The sequence below is a fragment of the Streptomyces sp. NPDC093109 genome (assembly GCF_040701725.1).
Classification (GTDB): domain Bacteria; phylum Actinomycetota; class Actinomycetes; order Streptomycetales; family Streptomycetaceae; genus Streptomyces.
In genome coordinates this window covers 55,407-74,490 of the sequence record NZ_JBFBEZ010000024.1, presented here as the reverse complement: position 1 = coordinate 74,490, position 19,084 = coordinate 55,407, and the positions used below count along the sequence as shown (strand labels likewise).

Genomic DNA, 19,084 nt, shown 5'->3' with positions numbered 1-19,084 from the left:
CGCAAGTGCGGGTGTGGGAGGGGCGGCCGGGGGGTGAGGGGGGCCCGAGAGGTCTGCTGTTCTGCCACTCGGTTCAGGGTCCGGCGGGCCGGTGGACCCTGCGGGGCTGCGCGGCAGAGGAGTGGGGCAGCGGGGCTCGTCTCGGCGGCCGACGGCCGCCGGTTGGCCGGCACTCATGCCCCGCCGGTCACTCTGGGTGGGGGAGGGGCTGGTGGGACGTGTGTGGCGCCAAGTGGGCTCCCGAAGGCCGTCTTCGCGCCGAGGAGTGCGTCTAACGCACCTCAGGACACATGTGCCGCCCGGGGAGCCCCTTAACTGCCTTCCAAATCGCCATATATGGGACAGGTCGGCGGGTGGTGGGGTGCTTGATCCCGACGAGGGTGACGCTGCGGCCCTGTCGGGCCGGATGTGGCTCTAACGTCGCACTCCCCGCTCTCGGACACCGCCCGAAGATCCCCGGCCCCCGATCGACTCGAGGCCCCGGCCGGACAGCAGTCGCCGCCCACCTTCCGGGCACCACAGCGCAACGGTGACCAGCGGGGCATGAGTAGCAACCAGCAACGGACGGTCGGTCGCCGAGCCGGTGCCGAGTCACCCCATGCCACTACCGCGCAGCCCCGCAGGGCCCACCGGCCCGCCGCCCCCTGAACAGACCGCCAGAACAGCAGACCCCCCGGGCAACCCCCTCCCCCCGGCCGCCCCTCCCGAAAAGCCGCACTTGCGCCGGAAGGGCAGGTGTCAAGGGTGTAGCGAAGCGTAATCGGCGCAGCCGACGCGACGCAGGAGCGCCCTTTACTCCTGTCCTGGAGGCGCGATACTCACAGCTGGAGGGGCGGCCCCACGCCCAACGGCCTCCGCCACCGGGTACGCGCCGGACACGATCAAGTCGATGGAGCAGGGCGTGCGGATGCCGACGCCGAAGCTGCTGGAAGCGGCGGATGCCGACACCTGTTCCCGGCGGAGGGCTGCTGAGCGCGGGGCCGGGTAGGTTTCCCGGATCGTGCGTACGCGTTCCGCGAGCCGGGCCGGGGGGAGTTGGGCGTCCAGGTGGCCGGGGTGTCGGGTGCGGGACTGGAAGCGCTTGACGGCCAACGCGGGGTCGTAGTCGCAGAAGACCTCGATCAGGCGGGGGCTCAGTTCGCGCAGGCGGTCCGGCGCCGTGTCGTGGTGCCACCAGTTGTCGAGTACGGCGCGATGGGCGTGCGCGGCGAGCGTGAAGAGAACGTCGTCGCTCGCGCGGCTGAGGCGGTGGCGCCAGGCGTGGTCGCCAACTCCCATTGAGTCGTAGAGCGATTCGAGGATCGCGTCCTTGTCGATGACCGGCAGGTTCAGTTTGGCGGCGAGGCTGCGGGCCAGGGTGCTCTTTCCGCTGGCGGGCAGTCCGGAGACGATGACGAATGCGCTGTCGGGCATGGCGCGAGTATGCCGTGGGGGCGCTGCGGATTGGCCGGTCGTCGCTGGTGGGCCCGGGGCTTGAGTTCCGGGTTCCGGGTTTCGGGGGCCGGGTTTCGGGCTTCGAGTTCTTCCTTGGGTTTGGTTGGTGGGTGGTGAAACCAACCCCCCTACCGTCCCCCTCTGGCCCCCTCGCGACCTGACAGTATGACTATCCGTGGTCGACTTGCTGCACAGCGTGGCGAAGCTCTAGCCTTCGCATCACTTGCCGCATAAAGCGGCCCCGGCGGTGCGACAACACCAACTCCGGGGCCTCACCAGCGAATCGAAGAAAGGTCGATCGTGGTTTCCACGGATTCTAGTCCCGCCCTGTCCGCTTCCGCTCACCCCCACGCCAAACCGGGGTACGGAAAACGCTCCGCCTCCGGCCAGCAGCCGCGTGGCGAGGCCGACTTCGTACATCTGCGCCCCAGGGAAGCGGCGATCGCCGCGTATATCGATCGTCTGCCCGAGGGGGCTGCGATCGGTTACAAGCCGCTGGCCGCGCACATCGCCGCGTACGGGCAGCAGGCGTGTGCCAAGGCGCTGCGCTTCCTCTCCGATGCTGGGCATCTGCGGCATGTGAAGCAGCACTTGATGGTGGAGGACAACAGTTTCCGCTGGGTGACGCGGACTTACTTCTCCCGTACGGCGCGGGACGACGCCTGGTGGAAGAAGTTCGTGGACGGGCTGCTGGGGATCGACCTCACCGCGCGCGAGCGCGCGCAGCGAGCGGCCGTGGGTGCGGCGGGTGCGGCGGGTGCGGCGGGTGCCGTGGGCGCAGCGGGTGCGGCGAGTGCCGCGAGTGCCGCGCGTACGGAGGCGACGCCCGACGCCGGGTCCGGACCTGGGCTCGGACCCGAGCCGGAGCCGGGCCTCGCGCCCGACCTCGCCCCCGACCTCGCGCCCGCGCCCACCGCCGCGCCCTCCCCCGCGTACCGCCTGCTCGCCGGCCTCGGCCGTACCGCACCCCGTATGACCCTGTCCGCCGCCGAGTGCGGGGCCCTCGAAGCGCTGGCCGCCGAGTGGCTGGCGCGTGGCGTCGTACCGGAACAGCTCATCCGCACGCTCACCGACGGGCTGCCGCATCCGCTGCACAGTCCGGGAGCGCTCGCCCGTAAACGACTGGAGACCAAGATGCCGCCCGAACCGATCAGCCCGCCGCCCGCGTGCACCGACGAGGCGTGGATGGTCTGCATCAGCTGCGAGTCCGACGAGCGGACCACGGAGATCATCCGGGGTGTGTGCGTCGAGTGCCGCGAGGACATGGAGACGTACGAGGCGAGCGACGATCCGCCGTCGTCTTCGGCCGTCGGCGTTGTCCCCGGCTTCATCCCCGACACCTTCCGTGCGGCCCCTGCCGCTGCCCCGGCTGACGCCCTGTCTGCCGGCGTCGATGTCGCCGCCCGAGCTGCCGAGGTCCGCGCGGCGGGTGGGCTGCGCTCGCGGCGGGGCGAGTGAGCGTGCGGGAAGCCCCGGCCGGGGCACCCTGGAGATGAGGAGGCAATGCCATGACCCCCAGGACCGCTGACCGGCCCCAGCCCCAGATGTCGATCGAGGAGTTCGAAGAGCTTGAGCGTCGTGCGCCCGAGATGGTGCGGCTTGAGTTCCTCAATGGAAAGGTCCAGGTCAAAGCGGTGCCGGATGGTAACCACGGGCAGATCGTCATGTGGCTGCTCAAGCAGTGCATGCGGTGGCGTCCGGAACTGTCGTTCTTTCCGGGGCAGGGGTTGAAGATCCATTCGTACCGCAGGGGGCGGGCTCGTCCCGACGGGGTTCTCGCGCCGGAGGAGCACTTCGTCGGCGCCGGGGAGTGGGCCGATTCCGACGGTGTGGCGTACCGGAGCATGACCACCCGTCCGTTCGGCGCTGTGGTCGAACTTCCCGATCCGGTTGGGATCACGCTGGAGACGGAGAAGCTCAAGGACTACGTCTGAGCGGGTGGTGCCGGGGCGGGGCCGGGGCGGGGCGGGGGGCGTGCCGGGGTGGGGCAGGTTTCGGGGCCGGTCAACCAGACATAATCCCGACGCTCGAACGGGTGATCTTCACCCATTTGGCTTGGTATTTGCCACAGGCACTCCCTAGATTGTGACGCATGGTCACATCAGTTCACGAGGTCTCTCACCGGATCTTCCAGGAGCGGCCCGAGATCCTCAGCCCTGTCTTCGACCTCCTGGGTGTACCCATGCCGACGAAGGCGATCATCGAAGTGGTCGGCGGTGACAGCACGGAGATACGGCCGCTGGAGCGCCGGGTGGACAGTGTGCTGCGCGTCGAGCCGTCGGACGGTGACAGCTTCATGCTCGCCATCGAGGCGCAGGGGCGACGGGACGAGGACAAGGCCGCGAGCTGGTCGTACTACGTCGCGTACTTACAGGCGAAGTACAAGCTTCCGGTGCTGCTGCTCGTGGTCTGCCGGAACCGGACGACCGCCGAGTGGGCGGCAGGTCCGTTCCGGTGCGGGGCCAGGGGGTGGACGGCGCTCAGCACGCATCCGCTGGTGCTGGGGCCGGACAACGTGCCCATGATCACCGATGTCGCGGAGGCGGCGCGGGATCTCGGAATGGCCGCTTTCTCGGCCATGACACACAGCGACAGCCGTCACGCTCCGGCCATACTGGAGGCGCTGGCCGGAGCCTTGCGGGCAACAGATGAAGAAACCGGCTTGTACTACGCCGAGTTGCTGGACATGGGCCTGGGACAAGGTCAGGCTCACGACACGTGGAGGGACCTGATGAAACCCATTACTTATTTTCCGGGCCGGGGAACGTTCCGTGAGGAGGCGTATCTGGAGGGCCAAGTCAAGGAGCGAGCCGCGGTCATCCTGCGTGTTCTCGAATCGCGCCTGGGTCCTGTGTCGGGGGAAGTCCGCGAGCGCGTCGTCGGGTGCTCGGACCTCGACACCCTCAGCCGCTGGCTGGACCGCGCGTTCGTCGTGACCGAAGCCGAGGCCGTCTTCACCGGCGCCCCCGAGCTTGGCCAGAGCTGACCGCCAGCCGGAGCGGGGCGGGGCTCCGGCTCTTCATTCCACTCAAGAGTTGTGGAGCAGACCTGATGAAACCCATCACCTATTTTCCGGGCCGGGGAACGTTCCGTGAGGAGGCGTATCTGGAAGGCAAGGTGGAGGGCCAAGTCGAAGAGCGAACCGCGTTCATCCTGCGTGTTCTCGAATTGCGCCTGGGGCCCGTGTCGGAGGACGTCCGTGAGCGCGTCAACGGGTGCTCCGACCCCGACACCCTCAGCCGCTGGCTGGACCGGGCGATCGTCGTGGCCGAAGTCGAGGACGTCTTCTCCGACGGGGACGTGGAAACCGGCGCAACCGGCGCCGGCGCGTAGCGCCGAGGCGTGATTCGGCTCGTACCGTACGGGCGGATGTCGTGACGTGGGCCACGTTTCTGCGTGCGCCGGGCCGGGTGGGGCATGCATGGTCTTCGGGTGGTCGCGCGGACGTACGTGATGATCACGGAGTGAGCGGGACATCTCACGATGTGGTATTAAGCGGGTGTTTCGCGACCGCTCGTTAAACTGAGCCGACAGTGACTATGGACTGAGCGAGGAGCGCACGTGGGCCTTGTCGTGCAGAAGTACGGAGGCTCATCCGTAGCCGATGCCGAAGGCATCAAGCGGGTCGCCAAGCGAATCGTCGACGCCAAGAAGAACGGCCACCAGGTGGTCGTCGTGGTTTCGGCGATGGGCGACACGACGGACGAGTTGATCGATCTCGCCGGGCAGGTATCCCCGATTCCCGCCGGGCGTGAGTTCGACATGCTGCTGACCGCCGGAGAGCGGATCTCCATGGCCCTGCTGGCGATGGCGATCAAAAACCTGGGGCACAACGCCCAGTCGTTCACCGGCAGCCAGGCGGGCGTCATCACCGACTCGGTCCACAACAAAGCGCGCATCATCGATGTCACGCCGGGCCGGATCCGTACCGCCCTCGACGAGGGCAATATCGCCATCGTCGCCGGGTTCCAGGGCGTGTCCCAGGACAAGAAGGACATCACCACCCTGGGGCGTGGCGGTTCGGACACCACCGCCGTCGCGCTCGCGGCGGCGCTGGATGCCGAGGTGTGTGAGATCTATACCGATGTGGACGGTGTCTTCACCGCCGACCCCCGGGTCGTGACGAAGGCCCGGAAGATCGACTGGATCTCCTTCGGGGACATGCTGGAGCTGGCCAGTTCCGGCTCCAAGGTGCTGCTGCACCGGTGCGTGGAGTACGCACGCCGATACAACATCCCGATCCATGTACGGTCCTCCTTCTCGGGGCTTCCCGGCACATGGGTCAGCAACGAACCGCGAGGGGACCGCAAGGTGGAGCAGGCCATCATCTCCGGTGTCGCCCATGACACCTCCGAGGCGAAGATCACGGTTGTCGGGGTTCCCGACAAGCCGGGCGAGGCCGCCACGATCTTCCGCGCCATCGCGGACAACGAGATCAACATCGACATGATCGTGCAGAACGTCTCCGCGGCGTCGACCGGTCTGACCGACATCTCGTTCACGCTGCCGAAGACCGAGGGCCGCAAGGCGATCGACGCGCTGGAGAAGCTGAAGCCGTCGATAGGGTTCCACTCGCTCAGGTACGACGACCAGATCGGCAAGATCTCGCTGGTCGGCGCTGGGATGAAGACCAACCCGGGCGTTACGGCCGGATTCTTCGAGGCGCTGGCGAACGCGGGTGTGAACATCGAGCTGATCTCGACATCCGAGATCCGTATCTCGGTTGTCACCCGCGCGGACGAAGTCACCGAGGCCGTGCGCGCCGTGCACACCGCCTTCGGGCTCGACAGCGACTCCGACGAGGCTGTCGTCTATGGGGGCACCGGCCGATAGGCGGTAGTCGCCGGTAGGCGGTAGTCGGTAGAGGGAGAGCAGCAGGGAGAGCAGTTATGGGCGACAGGCCGACGCTCGCGGTCGTAGGTGCGACCGGGGCCGTCGGCTCTGTCGCGCTCCAGCTGCTGTCCCAGCACGCGGATGTCTGGGGTGAGATCCGGCTGCTCGGCGCCGCGCCCGGTCGGGTTGAGGCCGGTCGGATTGACGCCGGTCGGATTGAGGCCGGTCGGGTTCCGGCCGAGGGCGAGGGTGAGGGCGACAGCGCGTTGGTCGTGCGGGGTGAAGCGACCCCCGTCACCCCGCTCACCAGGTCCGCTTTCGACGGGGTCGACGTCGCGCTGTTTCTCGTACCGGACGAGGTGTCCGCCCAGTGGGCACCCGTCGCCGTCGAACAGGGCGCGGTCGTCGTCGACCGGTCGGCCGCGTTCCGGCTGGATCCGGACGTACCCCTGGTGGTTCCCGAGCTGAATCCCGAGGCCGTACGGGTACGGCCGCGCTCCATCCTCGCCAGTCCTGGCTGCGCCACGCTGTCGATGATCGTGGCGGTGGGCGCGCTGGACGGTGCGTTCGGTCTGCGCGAGCTGGTGGTCTCCTCGTACCAGGCGGCGAGCGCGGTGGACGGGCTCGACGGGGTGGACCAGGGCGGCGTCTTCGCGTTGCGCGAGCAGCTCTCCCTGGTCGCCGGTACGGATCTGGGTACGCGTCCGGGCGATGTGCGCCGCGCGGTCGGCGATGCCACCGGGCCCTTCCCCGCGCCGCTGGCGCTCAATGTCGTGCCGTGGACCGGACCGCTCCAGGGGCAGCGCGACGGCTGGTCCGCCGAGGAACTGGCGATCCGCGCCGAGACCCGCAAGGTTCTCGGCCGGCCCGAGCTGCGGATCGTGGCGACCTGCGTGCAGGTTCCGGTGATCACCGCGCACTCGATGTCCGTGCACGCGTGCTTCGAGCAGGAGGTCACCGTCGAGCGGGCGCACGAGGTGCTGGCGACCTCGCCGGGCGTGGTGCTGTTCGACGATCCGGAGGCGGGCGAATTCCCCACGCCCGCCGATGTGGTGGGCACGGATCCGACCTGGGTCGGGCGCGTACGGCGGTCTCCCGACGATCCCCGGGCGCTGGAGCTGTTCGTCTGCGGTGACGATCTCCGCAAGGGCGGCGCGCTGAACGCCGTGCAGATCGCCGAGGCCGTCGCCGCCGAGCTGTCCGGGCCTACGGGGCCTGCGGGGCCCGCGGGGCCTGCGGGACCGTCCGGGCCGGCGGGGCCGTAACCCGTCCTCGTTCCGTAACTCCGGTCCGTGGCACGGCTGTCGGCGGAAATCGAAAACCGCGGCACCTCAAATGTTTGTAGGATCCTGTGAACGCCCTGTGAGCAAGTCAGCTGTCTATGCCACTTGAACTGGGGCGTTGTCTTGTTCGACGATGCATGTGCGCCTTTCTGTGACAGCACTGCAACCGCCGGCCGGCCGGGAAGCGTCTCTGCGGTCGCCCCTGTGCGGTGCCGCATGAATGGGGCATAGGGGGAGATCGGGTACGCATGAGGGTAATTAGTGCAGCGTCAAATGGGGTGGCGTGCGCGTACAACCCTGATGGGGGGAAGCGTGTCCAACAGGCGTGGCAGAGGTTCTCGACATCACAGCGATTGGCCCGGTGCGCGGCACGGCGGTACGCCCCGTGCGGCGTCCTCGTGCGTCCGGCGGCGGTGGGATGCCGGTGATCGCTCCCATGCCTGCGGCCAGACCCACCCGTATACCGTCCCAGCGCGAAGGCGTTGAGGACACGGTGGCGGCGGGTACCACCGTTGACCACCTCACCGAGACCTACCAGGCGCACTACCGGTCGCTGCTGGGTCTCGCGGCGCTCCTGCTGGACGACACGGCCTCGTGCGAGGACGTCGTCCAGGAGGCGTTCATCCGGGTGCACTCCGCGCGCAACAGGGTGCGCGAGCCGGAGAAGACGCTGGCGTATCTGCGGCAGACCGTGGTGAATCTGTCCCGGTCCGCGCTGCGCCGCCGCATCCTCGGGCTCAAGCTGCTCTCGAAGCCGATGCCCGACATGGCGAGCGCCGAGGAGGGCGCGTACGACCTGCTGGAGCGGGACGCGCTGATCAAGGCGATGCGCGGATTGCAGCGCAGGCAGCGCGAGGTGCTGTCGCTGCGGTACTTCGCGGACATGACCGAGGCGCAGGTCGCCGAGACACTGGGGATATCCCTGGGCTCGGTGAAGGCGTACGGGTCTCGGGGCATCGCGGCGCTGCGTGTCGCCATGGAGGCCACCGCATGAGCCGGCCCGAGGACGCGCACGAGGTGAACGGGGTGAACGGGGCAAACGAGGCGAACGACGCGCGGCAACCCGAGAACCGCGAGGACGAGCAGCAGGACGGACCGGATACCGGGCCGTCGCGTGACGTGACTGGGAACGGAATTGTGAACAACGGGCCGGAGAATGAGCTGAACGGCCTCGGTGGCGCGGGCAAGGACGACGCCGGCAAGGGCGGCGGTGAGGGCGGCGGCAAGGACGTCGGCAAGGGTGGCGGTGAGGGCAGGGCCGCCGAGGGTGGCGCCGCTGAGACGCGGGTGCCCGACGGCGACGTGACCAGCGCGCTGACCGCGGCCCTCTTCGGCGGCCCGCGCGGCGCGGTGCACGGCGACGCCCATGACGACGCGGGCAGCGATCTGAACGGCGCTCTCGGCGAGGACGAGTTGGCGCTGCGCCGTCTGATGCACGGCGCCGTGAGCGAGCTGCGGCCATCCGACGGCGCGCTCGACCATCTGCGCAGGGCCGTGCCGACCCGCAAGGCGCGCAAGCGCCAGGCCGTCGTGGGTATGGCCGCCGCCGCGCTTCTCTGCGGTACGGCCGTGCCCGCCTTCATCCATGTCGCGAACTCGACGAGTACGGCCGACCAGCAGTCCGTCGCCGCCGGTCACGGCGAGGAGGCACAGGGGGGTACGGGGACCGACAAGGGGGCCGAGGGCGGCAAGAAGGACGCCGACCGGCCCTCGGACAAGGTCTCAGCCGCCGAGGACGACGACCCCGCGAAGGCGCCGAAGCCCTCCGGCAAGCCGTCCGGCCCCACGGGCGGCGGCGGTGCCACGAGCGGCTCCGGCTCAGACAGCGGCTCCGGCTCGGACACCGGCAAGAACTTCCAGACCGCCCCGGTCTCGACGAACTGTTCGTCCGGCCAGCTCACGGCCACCGGCCAGACCGGCGCCCCGGACACCTCGGGCAAGGTGTACGGCACCTTCCGCGTCACCAACATCTCCGGTACGAGCTGCACGGTCAACGGCAGCGGCTCTTTCAACTTCTCCACCGCCGGAGCGGCGGACGGCAGCCGGGTCGCCGTGGCGACCCACATGGCGGGTGACGCGGCGGGCGGGCTGCCCGATCCCTCGCTGGCGGTGGCGTCGCTCGTGCTCGCCCCGAACGGTTCGTACGAGGTCAAGTTCGCCTGGGTGCCCTCCGACACCTGTCCGACCTCCGGCCCCTCGCCGGATCCGAGCCCCTCCGAGGACAGCTCGGCCGGTACGTCGAGCGGCACCGGAACGAGCGCCGGCACCGGCCAGGACGGCGGCTCGGTCGCTGACCCGCAGCTCGGCGGCGACGAGGGTACGCAGGACGGCAGCGTCTCGGTGTTCTACGCGGCCCCGGCGGGGACCACGGCGTCGGCGACCATTTCCAACGCCTGCGCGGGCACGGTCTACAGGACCGGGCTTCTCAGCGCGTCGTAGCCGGTCGGGCGGGTGCAGGGGCGGGCGGGGGCCGGGCGTCAGTGGGCTCCCGGGACCGGCTCCGGGGGACCGGCCGTCACCCGGCCGTGGCGACCGGCTGTGGCGATCGGCCGTGGCGACCGGCTCTACGCCGCCGTCTCCAGGCCCAGGGCACGGTCCTTCAGCGTCTCCGCCTCGCGGCGGACCAGCCGGAACCACATGAAGACCACGAAGCCGGCGAAGACGAACCACTCGCCGGTGTAGCCGAGGTTCTGGAACGCCTTCAGGTCAAGACCGGTGTTCTGCGGTGCCGTCGCCGGCACCGCGCGCAGCCCGTCCGACGCCTGGGTGAGCGTCACCCAGGCGTCGTACACGCCGTACGGCACGACATTGACCAGGGACGCCGCGCTGATCATGGCGAGCTGCCCCTCGGGCAGGCCGCCGCCGGCCTGTACCCCGTTCGAGCCGACGGACTCGGACGCCTGGAGCGATCCGGTCACGCTCACCTCGCCCTTGGGCGGCGCCGGGGCCCGCTCGCCCTCGGCGAGCCAGCCGCGCACCACGGGCAGCGCCTTGCCGCCGTCGGTACGCAGCATGGTCAGCACATACGAACCGGTCCTGCCGTCCAGCTTTCGGCCGGGCACCAGGAACTGGTCCTCGTACCGCCCGCTCGCCGTGGCGTGGCGGCCCGAGGTCTCCTGGTCGACCGGCAGCAGCTTCGTCAGCGCGACGGTGGCCTGTTCCCCGGGGTCGGGACGTGTCTTGGCCGCCTCATGGGTGGCGACACGGTCCTCGAAACGCCCGAGCTGCCATGTCCCCATGAAGATGCAGAAGGGGATCGCCAGCAGGACGAAGAGGTTGATCCCCCACCAACGCGGAGTCACCAGAAACCGGTACACCCCTCCACGGTACGGAACGCCGACCCGGCGCCCGGTCCCGGGGGCGCCTTTCCGCCCCTGTGCCGTGCCGCCGCGCGGTGCCCCTACGCCATGCCCAGGTGCCTCCTCGCGAAGTCCAGCTCCAGCCTGACCTGCTTGATCCGCTCCTCCACCACCAGCGAGCCGTGCCCCGCGTCGTACCGGTACACCTCGTGGACCGCGTCCCTGGCGGCCAGCCGGTCCACGTAGTTCTCCACCTGGCGGATGGGGCAGCGGGGATCGTTCACCCCCGCCGAGATGTAGACCGGGGCCTTCACCGCGTCCACGTACGTCAGCGGGGACGATGCCTCGAAGCGCTCCGGCACCTCCTCCGGGGTGCCGCCCAGCAGCGTCCGGTCCATCGCCTTGAGGGCCTCCATCTCGTCGTGGTACGCCGTCACATAGTCGGCGACGGGGACCGCCGCGAGGCCCAGGGCCCAGGCGTCCGGCTGGGTGCCGAGGCCGAGGAGGGTGAGATAGCCGCCCCACGAGCCGCCCGCGAGGACCAGCTTCGACGGGTCCGCGAGACCGGATTCGACCGCCCAGTCACGGACGGCAGCGATGTCCTCCAGCTCGATCAGCCCGACCCGGTGCTTGAGCGCGTCCGTCCACTCCCGGCCGTACCCGGTCGAGCCGCGGTAGTTGACCCGGACGACCGCGAACCCGTGGTCGACCCAGGCGGCCGGTCCTGCGGCGAACGCGTCGCTGTCGTGCCACGTCGGGCCGCCGTGGATCTCGAAGACGGTGGGGAAGGGGCCCTCGCCCGCGGGCCGCTGCACCAGCGCGTGCACCCGGCCGCCGGGACCCTCGGCCCAGGCGTCCGTCACCGGCACCGAGGCGGGCGCCTTCATGCCCGGCGGGTCGAGGACGACGCCGCCCGCCGTGGACCGGACCTCCGGTGGGGTCGCCGCCGACGACCACAGGTACTCGACGCTGCCGTCCGGCCGGGCCGTCGCCCCCGACACCGTCCCCACCGGGGTGTCCACCTGGATCAGCGCGCTCTTGGCGAAGTCGTACCGCCACAGCTCGCTGCGGGCCTCGAAGCTGTGCGCGATCAGCAGCCCCGACCCGTCCGGATACCACTCGGCGTTGACATCGCCGGGCAGCTCGATCGCGAGGTCGGTCTCCTCCCCGGTCAGCGGATTCCAGACGACGGGCTCCCAGCGGCCCCGGCGCTGGTGGCCGATGAGCAGCCGGCCGTCACCGGCCACCGGCGCGAAACCGAGCACCTCAAGGCCCAGCTCGCGGGTGCCGCCCTCGGTGTCGTCGAGCTGCGCCACCAGCGAGCCGTCCAGCCGCAGCACCCGGACCGCCGAGTGCATCGCGTCCCCGTGCTCGGTGTGCTCGATCGCCAGCAGGGTGCCGTCGTGGGACAGATCGCCGACCCCGGCCGACTCCCGGTGCCGGTAGATCTCGACGGGGGTCTCCCCGGGCCGTACGACATGGATCGTCGACCCGTCCTCGTCGGTCGACCGGCCGACCACCGCCGTGCCGTCCCGCCCGAGCGCCAGCCCGGCCGGGTAGGAGGCGTCGAGACCGGGGGCCGCCGGCTCGTCCCGGCCGCCCGCCGCGAAGGGCTGCCGCATCCAGACCCCGAACTCGTCCCCGTCCGTGTCGGAGAACCACCAGATCCACGCACCGTCCAGGGACAGCACCCCGTCCGTCGTCCCGTTCGGCCGGTCCGTCACCTGGCGCTGCTCGCCGGTCGTCCTGTCCCACGCGTACAGCTCGTACGTCCCCGTCGCGTTGGACACGAAGAGCGACCGCTGCGGGGCGTCCTCCGCCCAGTCGGGCAGGGAGACCCGCGGCGCGCGGAAGCGCTTCTCCCATTCGGGCGTCGGATCAGGCGTCGTGGTGGCATCGGTGGTCTGCGTCATGGCCCCATTCTGCGCCCCACTCCTGACATCGCGTCGGAGTCGGCCACAGCCTGTGGATAACTTCGGCGATCAGGCTTCCGACCTGCGCCCGGTTCGGGCCGTGAGGTTCCCGGAGGTGTGAGGTGATCGCCCACCGGGCATCGTTCCAGGAGAGGTGGACTCAGATGGCTGTTTCCCCCGCGCTTCGAGCCGAGCGCTCCCGGATGTACGAGGAGCTGCTGGTCGAGCACGCGATCATGCGTCGCGGCGCCGCCCTGGTCGTCGCCGGATTCACCCGGCTCGTCGACGGCGAGCCCGTCGACGTCCGGACACTGATCGGCACGGCGCGCTGGCTGATCGCCTTCGTCGGCGGCCAGCACACGAACGAGGTCCAGCTCTTCTGGCCGGTGATGCGCGACCTCTTCCCCACCGCGGTCGCCGGCCTCGACCGCGGCGCGGCCGAGCACGAGGCGCTCGACGCCGAGCTGCACGCGCTCGGCAGATCGGTCGACGCGCTCGCCGCCAGGCAGCTCGGCGGGGGACCCGCCGCGACGCTGGAGGTCGTCGGCGAGGCGGCGATGTCGGGGCTGCCGTCCGCGCAACGCGTCCAGTCCCTGCTGAACAAGCACTTCGACACGGAGGAACCGGTTCTGCTGGAGCTGTTCCCGCGCGTCCCCGACCGCGATGTCGCACGGCTGCGCGGCGCGATCGGCCAAGCCGCCCCGCGTGCCGCTCCGCATCTGGTGTTCGGGCTCATGGAGGACCCGGAGCGGCTGCCGGGGCACACGGCCCTCATGAACAACTTCCCGCCGTCGGTGCGCTGGCTGCGCCCGGTGCTGCTGGCGCGCTACCGCTCGGTCAAGCGGGCGCTCGGGGTCTCCGTGCTGGAGGGGGCCAGGTAGGCCAGGTAGGCCCAGGCAGGCCAGGCAGGACCGGCTGTCCGAAGCGGGGCAGTCCATAGCGGGGGCTTGTTGGCCGGTCGTGCCGTACTGGATACTTCTACAGCGCTGTAGACCGCCCGCCCCCGGCAGAGAGCAGACCCGATGTTCGGCATGAGTGAGCTGGCCCTGATCCTTCTGGTCATCGCCGTGATCGTCGGGGTGAAGAAACTGCCCGAGCTGACCCGCTCGGCGGGCAAGGCCTCGCGCATCCTCAAGAGTGAGAAGCGGGCGCTCAAGGAGGAGGGGCGCGACGAGCCGGGCGCGCCGAGCGCCGCGCCGGGGAGCGGAGGCCGTGTCGTCACCGGCACGATCATCAACCGGGACGAGCCGCCCGCGACCTCCTGACTCTCCGACCTCCCGGCCTTCTGACCTCGTCGGCCGCCCCCGCCGCTCGCTACTGCGGCCCGTGATGCTGCGCCTACACTGAGCCGCTGAGGGCGGCTGGGCGAACGTATTTTCGCGGGACGATCGCGGGACGAGGAGAGCGATGTGACGGCAGATGTCGGCGGCTTCGGGGATCCTCCCGCCGAGGTGCTGGCGGAGGCGGCTGCCGCGTTCGGGCTGCTGGCGTCGTCCGCGCGGCTGCACATCGTATGGGTGCTGGCCCAGGGCGAGAGCGATGTGACCGGGCTCGCGGAGCGGGTGGGCGGCGCGCTGCCCGCGGTGAGCCAGCATCTGACCAAGCTCAAGCTGGCCGGACTCGTACGGTCGCGGCGCGAGGGCCGGCGGCAGGTCTACTTCGTGGACGATCCCGATGTGGTGACCGTGGTCCGGCTGATGGTGGGGCAGCTCACCGACCGCGCCGCGCACGCCGTGGGGCCCGCGGCCGTCGCCGCGCGCACCCCGGGACCACGCCGTATCAGCATCAGCGACGTCGGCGCCTGAGTCTGCCGTGCGCGAGTCCGCCGTGCCCGAACCCGCGGTACCGGGGGCCGATGCGGGCGTCCGGGCGTCCGGTGTTCCGTCCTCCGGTGCTCCGTCCTCCGGCGGTCACCCGGATCCGGGCGCGCTCACCACGCTCCAGCTGCTGCGGTACCTGGACAGCGGACCGCGCGGCCTCACCGAGGCACAGGCCGAGGAGCGGCTGCTCCGGTACGGCGAGAACGCGGTGCCCGAGTGGCGGACGGCGTCGTGGCCGCGCCGGTTCCTGTGGAGCCTGCGGGACCCGTTCACCGCCGTACTGCTCTGCCTCGGGCTGGTGTCCGCCACCGTCGCCGCCTGGGGCACGGCCCTCGTCATCCTGTCGCTGGTGGCCGTCAGCTGTCTGCTGCGCTCGTTCGGCGAGCACCGGGCCGACCGGTCCATGGCCGGGCTGCGCGAGCTGGTGGCGACGACCGCGACCGTACTGCGCCGGGAGGAGGCCGGGGACGCGCCGGAGCCCCGGGACATCCCGGTGGACGGCCTCGTACCGGGGGATGTGATCCGTCTCGGGCCCGGGGATCTCGTACCGGCCGATGTACGGCTGCTGCGCGCGAGCGGGCTGACCGTGCATCAGGCGCCGCTCACGGGGGAGTCGGCGCCGGTCGTCAAGTACGCGGTGGACGGCCCGGGGCCGGGGCCCGACACCCACGTAGTGGGTGTCGTGAAAGCCGTCCGTGCCGTGGGGGATTTCGCCGGGGCGTTCGCGCAGCCGCATCTGTGCTTCCAGGGCAGCTCCGTGGCCTCCGGCAGCGGCACCGCCGTCGTCGTCGCGACCGGGGCGCGCACGCGCTTCGGCGCCGCGCGCCGGCGGCCGGGACGGCGCTCGCCCAGCGCGTTCGACCGCTCGGTGAACGGGATCTCGTGGGTCCTCATCCGCTTCATGCTGCTGACCCCGCCGCTCGTCCTCATGGCCAACGCCGCCCTGCGCGGCCGGGGTCTGGAGACGCTGCCGTTCGCGGTGGCGGTCGCCGTCGGGCTGACCCCCGAGATGCTCCCCGTCATCGTCACCACCGCGCTGGCCAGGGGCGCGGCGCGGCTCGCCCGCGCCCACAGCGTCATCGTCAAACGGCTGCCCGCGCTGCACGATCTGGGCGCGGTCGATGTGCTCTTCCTCGACAAGACGGGCACGCTCACCCAGGACCGGCCCGTGGTCGCCCGCGCGATGGACGCGCACGGCGCGGCCGATCCCGAGGTGCTGCGCTGGGCCGCGGTCAACGCCTGGTGGACGCTGCAACTCGCTGATCTGCCCGTTCCCGACGCTCTTGACGAGGCGATTCTCGGCGCGGTCGGTGAGGACGCCGCCGCCGAGGGCGCGGACGGGGTCGCGGCGCTGCCCTTCGATCCGGTACGGCGGCTGTCCACCGCCGTCGTACGCGGGCCGGGCCGCCTCGGCACCCACACGCTGGTCGTCAAGGGCGCCGTCGCCGACGTACTCCAGCGGTGCGCGCTCGACGACGACGAGCGCGCGCGGCTGGCCGCGCTGGCCGCGCGCGAGGCGGACAGCGGGCTGCGGCTGCTCGCGGTCGCGCGCGCCGAGCGGCCGGCCAGGCACCGCGACTACACGCCGGCCGACGAGTACGGGCTCGACTTCCTCGGCTTCGTCGCCCTGCACGACGCGCTCGCCCCGACCGCCGCCGACGCGCTGAAGGTCTTCGCGGACCGGGGGGTGACCGTCAAGATCCTCACGGGCGATCACCCCGGCACGGCGGCCCGCGCCTGTCTGGACCTGGGGCTCGGCCCCGGCGAGGTCGTCACCGCGGACCGTATCGACGCCCTCACCGACACCGAACTCGCCGAACTCGCCGCGCGGACCACCGTCTTCGCGCGCTGCGCCCCCGAGCACAAGGCCCGTATCGTCGCCGTGGTGCGGGCCACCGGGCACACCACCGGGTTCCTCGGGGACGGCGTCAACGATCTGCCCGCGCTGTACGCGGCCGATGTCGGGATCTGCCCGAGGGACGCCGTCGATGTCGTCCGGGAGTCCACCGATGTGGTGCTCGCGAAGAAGGATCTGACCGCGATCGACCACGCGATCACCGCGGGACGGCACGCCGGCGGCAATATCGCCACCTATTTGCGGATCACTCTCTCCTCAAACCTCGGCAACGTCATAGCGATGCTCGTCGCCGGGCTGCTGCTGCCCTTCCTGCCGATGCTCCCGGTGCAGGTGCTCGTCCAGAACCTGTGCTTCGACGCGGCGCAGCTCGCCTTCGCGTACGACCGGCCGCGGCCGGAGACGCTGCGCAGGCCGAGCGAGCTGCGCTCCCGCGCGTTCCTGCGCTTCATCACGCGCTTCGGGCTGATCAACGCGAGCGCGGACCTGGCGACGTTCGCGGTGCTGGCGCTCGCTCTGCACACCGCGGCCGGTTCCGGCATGGAGAGCGAGGCGGCCTTCCACTCCGGCTGGTTCACCGAGAACCTGCTCACCCAGGCGCTGGTGATGCTGCTGCTGCGTACGGGCGTACGTGGGCCCGCGTGGGCCCGTGGGCGGCGCGGGGGTGCCGAGCGGCGCGGGGGTGCCGGGCGGCGGCGGGCGGCCGGTCCGGTCCGCTGGGCGGCCGGGGGGCTCGCGGCGACCGGCGTCCTGCTGCCGCTCTCCCCGCTCGGTCCGGCCCTGGGGATGCCCGCGCTGCCCGCGCAGTACTACGTACTGCTGGCAGCCGTTCTCGGGTTGTACGCGGTCGGGCTGGTGGTCGCGAAGGGCCGCCACGAACGCCGGCACGCGGCGCTGGTGGCGGCCGGTGAGGCCGGCACCGGCACGGCGGCAGGCGGGGTCGTGGCGGACGCTGTCGGGGCACCCCCGGCCGCCCCGGCACCCCCGGCCGCCGGAGCCGCTCAGGCCGCTCCGGCCATCGAATCCGCTCAGCCGTAGGACAGGTTCGAGCACGGGTCGTCGTCCGCGGACCGCGCGTCGTCCGCGACGGCGGAGGGGACGGAAGCGTCCTCGGTGGAGTCCGGCGAGGCCGCGACAGGACCGGCCGTCGGATCGTTCGCGAACGTCGTACCGAGGATGACGTTGATCCCCGGCGCGGTCGCCTGCTGGAGCTTCGCCCCCGGGAAGAGCCGCGCCGTGGTCCGCGCCTTCGCGTCCTCGCCGGGGCCGTACTCGATGATCGTGGCGCCGTAGTCCTGGGTGGCCGCGGTGGCCGTGCCGGTGAGTGTGAAGCCGTGGTCCATGAGGACGCGGCCACCGCGGGCCGCGAGTCCGGTGACCGTCGTGCCGTTGTAGACGGCGACCGCGATGCCCTCGCCCGACACCGCTTCCGAGGTGGTCGCCGACGGGGACGGTTCCGCGGACTTCTTGCTCTTCTTGCCCTTGCCGCTGGCGTCCGTGCCGTCGACCGTACGGTCCGCCTTCAGCGCCGCCCAGAGCTGTGTCGCGTCCGGCTCGACGATGGCCACGCGCGCGCCCTGGTAACGCCAGGGGATGGTGATGAACTTGGTGTTGTGCAGGTCGATGCTCTTCAGCCCCATCATGAAGCTGATCAGCTTGTCGGCGGTGCCGAGTTCCGCGTCGACGGTCATGGACTCGGTGGCGGCGGTGGCCAGCGGCAGCAGCTTGGTGGGGGTGAGACCGTCGCTCTTCACCTGCTTGATCAGGCTGCCGACGAACGCCTGCTGGCGCTTGATGCGCCCGATGTCGGAGCCGTCACCGATGCCGTGCCGGATCCGTACGTAGTCCAGCGCCTTGGCGCCGGAGACCTTCTGGACGCCCTGTTTGAAGATGAGGTCGCCCTTGGTGGCGCGGTTGGGGTTGAGGTCGCGCTGGTAGAGGTCCTGCGGCAGGCAGACCTCCACACCGCCGACGACCTCGGTCATCTTCGCGAAGCCCTTGAAGTCGACGACGATGGTGTGATCGACGCGGAGTCCGGTGAGTTTCTCGATGGTGTTCTGGGTGCACGCGGGGTTGCCCTTGGTGGTCTGCCCGACCGAGAACGCCGCGTTGAACATGGCGTTCGTCTGTTCCGCGGTCCAGCTGCCGTCGGGCAGTTTGCAGGGCGGTATGTCCAGCAGCGTGTCGCGCGGTACGGACACGGCGACGGCGTGCTTGCCGTCGGCGTAGACGTGCAGCAGGAACGCGGTGTCGGAGCGGCCGACGTCGTCCTTGCTGCCGCCGCCCAGCGCGCTGTTTCCGCTGGTCCGCGCGTCCGAACCGATGACGAGGACGTTCTGTCCCTTCGCGGTGCTCTCGGGCCGGTTGTCGGAGAGGCCGTCGGCGCTGAAGGTCTCGATGTTGCCGCTGAGCTTGTAGTAGACCCAGCCGGCCCCCGACGCGGCGAGCACGAGAAGGGACGTGGTTATCGCGAGCGTGAGCCTGAGCCGGCTCCGCTTCTTGCGCCTGCGGGTGGCGGTCGCCCGGGCGTTGGCGCGGCGCGTGCCCCCGCGGCCGTCGTTGTCGCGACGCGCGGATGCCGTCTGCTGCCGGCTGCCTGCCATATGTGCGCCCTCATCCCTCCGGCCGAACCCATGGTTGTACAGTT

The 19,084-nt window shown here is 70.8% G+C and carries 16 protein-coding genes; 12 read left to right on the top strand and 4 right to left on the bottom strand.

The genetic code is table 11. From position 1 onward, the window contains the following. Nucleotides 1-792: 792 nt before the first annotated feature. Nucleotides 793-1,413 (bottom strand): AAA family ATPase, encoded by a 621-nt coding sequence (locus tag AB0389_RS23000; RefSeq protein ID WP_366397327.1) that lies wholly within the window; start codon nucleotides 1,411-1,413, stop codon nucleotides 793-795. A gap of 321 nt (nucleotides 1,414-1,734) precedes the next feature. Between AB0389_RS23000 and AB0389_RS22995 the strand changes: the two genes are divergently transcribed. The 8 genes from AB0389_RS22995 to AB0389_RS22960 all read left to right on the top strand — a co-directional run bounded on the left by AB0389_RS22995 (nucleotide 1,735) and on the right by AB0389_RS22960 (nucleotide 9,989). Beyond that, nucleotides 1,735-2,892 carry a hypothetical protein gene (locus AB0389_RS22995; protein WP_366397326.1) on the top strand — a complete coding sequence of 386 codons (1,158 nt, stop codon included), beginning with the start codon at nucleotides 1,735-1,737 and terminating at the stop codon, nucleotides 2,890-2,892. Nucleotides 2,893-2,942: 50 nt separating this feature from the next. After that, nucleotides 2,943-3,368: a Uma2 family endonuclease gene (locus tag AB0389_RS22990; RefSeq protein ID WP_366397325.1), complete on the top strand. Its 426-nt coding sequence runs from the start codon at nucleotides 2,943-2,945 to the stop codon at nucleotides 3,366-3,368. 158 nt (nucleotides 3,369-3,526) lie between these two features. Next, nucleotides 3,527-4,420 (top strand): hypothetical protein, encoded by an 894-nt coding sequence (locus AB0389_RS22985; protein WP_366397324.1) that lies wholly within the window; start codon nucleotides 3,527-3,529, stop codon nucleotides 4,418-4,420. A gap of 65 nt (nucleotides 4,421-4,485) precedes the next feature. Then, nucleotides 4,486-4,767 (top strand): hypothetical protein, encoded by a 282-nt coding sequence (locus AB0389_RS22980; RefSeq protein ID WP_366397323.1) that lies wholly within the window; start codon nucleotides 4,486-4,488, stop codon nucleotides 4,765-4,767. 228 nt (nucleotides 4,768-4,995) lie between these two features. Then, on the top strand, nucleotides 4,996-6,267 hold the full coding sequence (locus AB0389_RS22975; protein ID WP_366397322.1) for an aspartate kinase: 1,272 nt from the start codon (nucleotides 4,996-4,998) through the stop codon (nucleotides 6,265-6,267). A gap of 56 nt (nucleotides 6,268-6,323) precedes the next feature. Further along, complete coding sequence (locus AB0389_RS22970) at nucleotides 6,324-7,532, top strand: aspartate-semialdehyde dehydrogenase (protein WP_366397321.1); 1,209 nt, start codon at nucleotides 6,324-6,326, stop codon at nucleotides 7,530-7,532. A gap of 436 nt (nucleotides 7,533-7,968) precedes the next feature. Beyond that, nucleotides 7,969-8,544, top strand: a complete 576-nt coding sequence (locus tag AB0389_RS22965; protein ID WP_366397376.1) for a SigE family RNA polymerase sigma factor — start codon at nucleotides 7,969-7,971, stop codon at nucleotides 8,542-8,544. Beyond that, nucleotides 8,541-9,989 (top strand): hypothetical protein, encoded by a 1,449-nt coding sequence (locus AB0389_RS22960; protein WP_366397320.1) that lies wholly within the window; start codon nucleotides 8,541-8,543, stop codon nucleotides 9,987-9,989. Before AB0389_RS22965 ends, AB0389_RS22960 begins: the two co-directional genes overlap by 4 nt. Nucleotides 9,990-10,114: 125 nt before the next feature. Here the strand turns inward: AB0389_RS22960 and AB0389_RS22955 are convergent, their stop codons facing one another. Both AB0389_RS22955 and AB0389_RS22950 read right to left on the bottom strand, forming a co-directional pair. After that, the gene (locus tag AB0389_RS22955) at nucleotides 10,115-10,867 is read right to left on the bottom strand and encodes an SURF1 family protein (protein WP_366397319.1); all 753 of its coding nucleotides are present in this window, start codon (nucleotides 10,865-10,867) and stop codon (nucleotides 10,115-10,117) included. A gap of 83 nt (nucleotides 10,868-10,950) precedes the next feature. After that, nucleotides 10,951-12,762, bottom strand: coding sequence for a prolyl oligopeptidase family serine peptidase (locus AB0389_RS22950; protein ID WP_366397318.1), 1,812 nt, complete (start codon nucleotides 12,760-12,762; stop codon nucleotides 10,951-10,953). 164 nt (nucleotides 12,763-12,926) lie between these two features. On the opposite strand from AB0389_RS22950, the gene AB0389_RS22945 reads away from it, so the two are divergent. The 4 genes from AB0389_RS22945 to mgtA all read left to right on the top strand — a co-directional run bounded on the left by AB0389_RS22945 (nucleotide 12,927) and on the right by mgtA (nucleotide 17,475). Next, nucleotides 12,927-13,643 carry a hemerythrin domain-containing protein gene (locus tag AB0389_RS22945; protein ID WP_366397317.1) on the top strand — a complete coding sequence of 239 codons (717 nt, stop codon included), beginning with the start codon at nucleotides 12,927-12,929 and terminating at the stop codon, nucleotides 13,641-13,643. A gap of 141 nt (nucleotides 13,644-13,784) precedes the next feature. Beyond that, nucleotides 13,785-14,027: a twin-arginine translocase TatA/TatE family subunit gene (locus tag AB0389_RS22940; RefSeq protein WP_366397316.1), complete on the top strand. Its 243-nt coding sequence runs from the start codon at nucleotides 13,785-13,787 to the stop codon at nucleotides 14,025-14,027. A gap of 144 nt (nucleotides 14,028-14,171) precedes the next feature. Further along, nucleotides 14,172-14,567: a metalloregulator ArsR/SmtB family transcription factor gene (locus tag AB0389_RS22935; RefSeq protein ID WP_366397315.1), complete on the top strand. Its 396-nt coding sequence runs from the start codon at nucleotides 14,172-14,174 to the stop codon at nucleotides 14,565-14,567. A gap of 22 nt (nucleotides 14,568-14,589) precedes the next feature. Further along, a complete protein-coding gene (mgtA, locus tag AB0389_RS22930) occupies nucleotides 14,590-17,475 on the top strand; it encodes a magnesium-translocating P-type ATPase (protein ID WP_366397314.1) in 2,886 nt (961 codons plus the stop codon). Here mgtA and AB0389_RS22925 read toward each other — a convergent pair. Then, nucleotides 17,466-19,040: an LCP family protein gene (locus tag AB0389_RS22925; RefSeq protein ID WP_366397313.1), complete on the bottom strand. Its 1,575-nt coding sequence runs from the start codon at nucleotides 19,038-19,040 to the stop codon at nucleotides 17,466-17,468. The two genes, mgtA and AB0389_RS22925, sit on opposite strands and share 10 nt — an antisense overlap. Nucleotides 19,041-19,084 lie beyond the last annotated feature (44 nt).

Coding starts and splice junctions, on each gene's coding strand:
- AB0389_RS23000 (WP_366397327.1), bottom strand. CDS start 1,413: ATGCCCGACAGCGCATTCGTCATCGTCTCCGGACTGCCCGCCAGCGGA.
- AB0389_RS22990 (WP_366397325.1), top strand. CDS start 2,943: ATGACCCCCAGGACCGCTGACCGGCCCCAGCCCCAGATGTCGATCGAG.
- AB0389_RS22985 (WP_366397324.1), top strand. CDS start 3,527: ATGGTCACATCAGTTCACGAGGTCTCTCACCGGATCTTCCAGGAGCGG.
- AB0389_RS22980 (WP_366397323.1), top strand. CDS start 4,486: ATGAAACCCATCACCTATTTTCCGGGCCGGGGAACGTTCCGTGAGGAG.
- AB0389_RS22970 (WP_366397321.1), top strand. CDS start 6,324: ATGGGCGACAGGCCGACGCTCGCGGTCGTAGGTGCGACCGGGGCCGTC.
- AB0389_RS22965 (WP_366397376.1), top strand. CDS start 7,969: ATGCCGGTGATCGCTCCCATGCCTGCGGCCAGACCCACCCGTATACCG.
- AB0389_RS22960 (WP_366397320.1), top strand. CDS start 8,541: ATGAGCCGGCCCGAGGACGCGCACGAGGTGAACGGGGTGAACGGGGCA.
- AB0389_RS22950 (WP_366397318.1), bottom strand. CDS start 12,762: ATGACGCAGACCACCGATGCCACCACGACGCCTGATCCGACGCCCGAA.
- AB0389_RS22945 (WP_366397317.1), top strand. CDS start 12,927: ATGGCTGTTTCCCCCGCGCTTCGAGCCGAGCGCTCCCGGATGTACGAG.
- AB0389_RS22940 (WP_366397316.1), top strand. CDS start 13,785: ATGTTCGGCATGAGTGAGCTGGCCCTGATCCTTCTGGTCATCGCCGTG.
- AB0389_RS22925 (WP_366397313.1), bottom strand. CDS start 19,040: ATGGCAGGCAGCCGGCAGCAGACGGCATCCGCGCGTCGCGACAACGAC.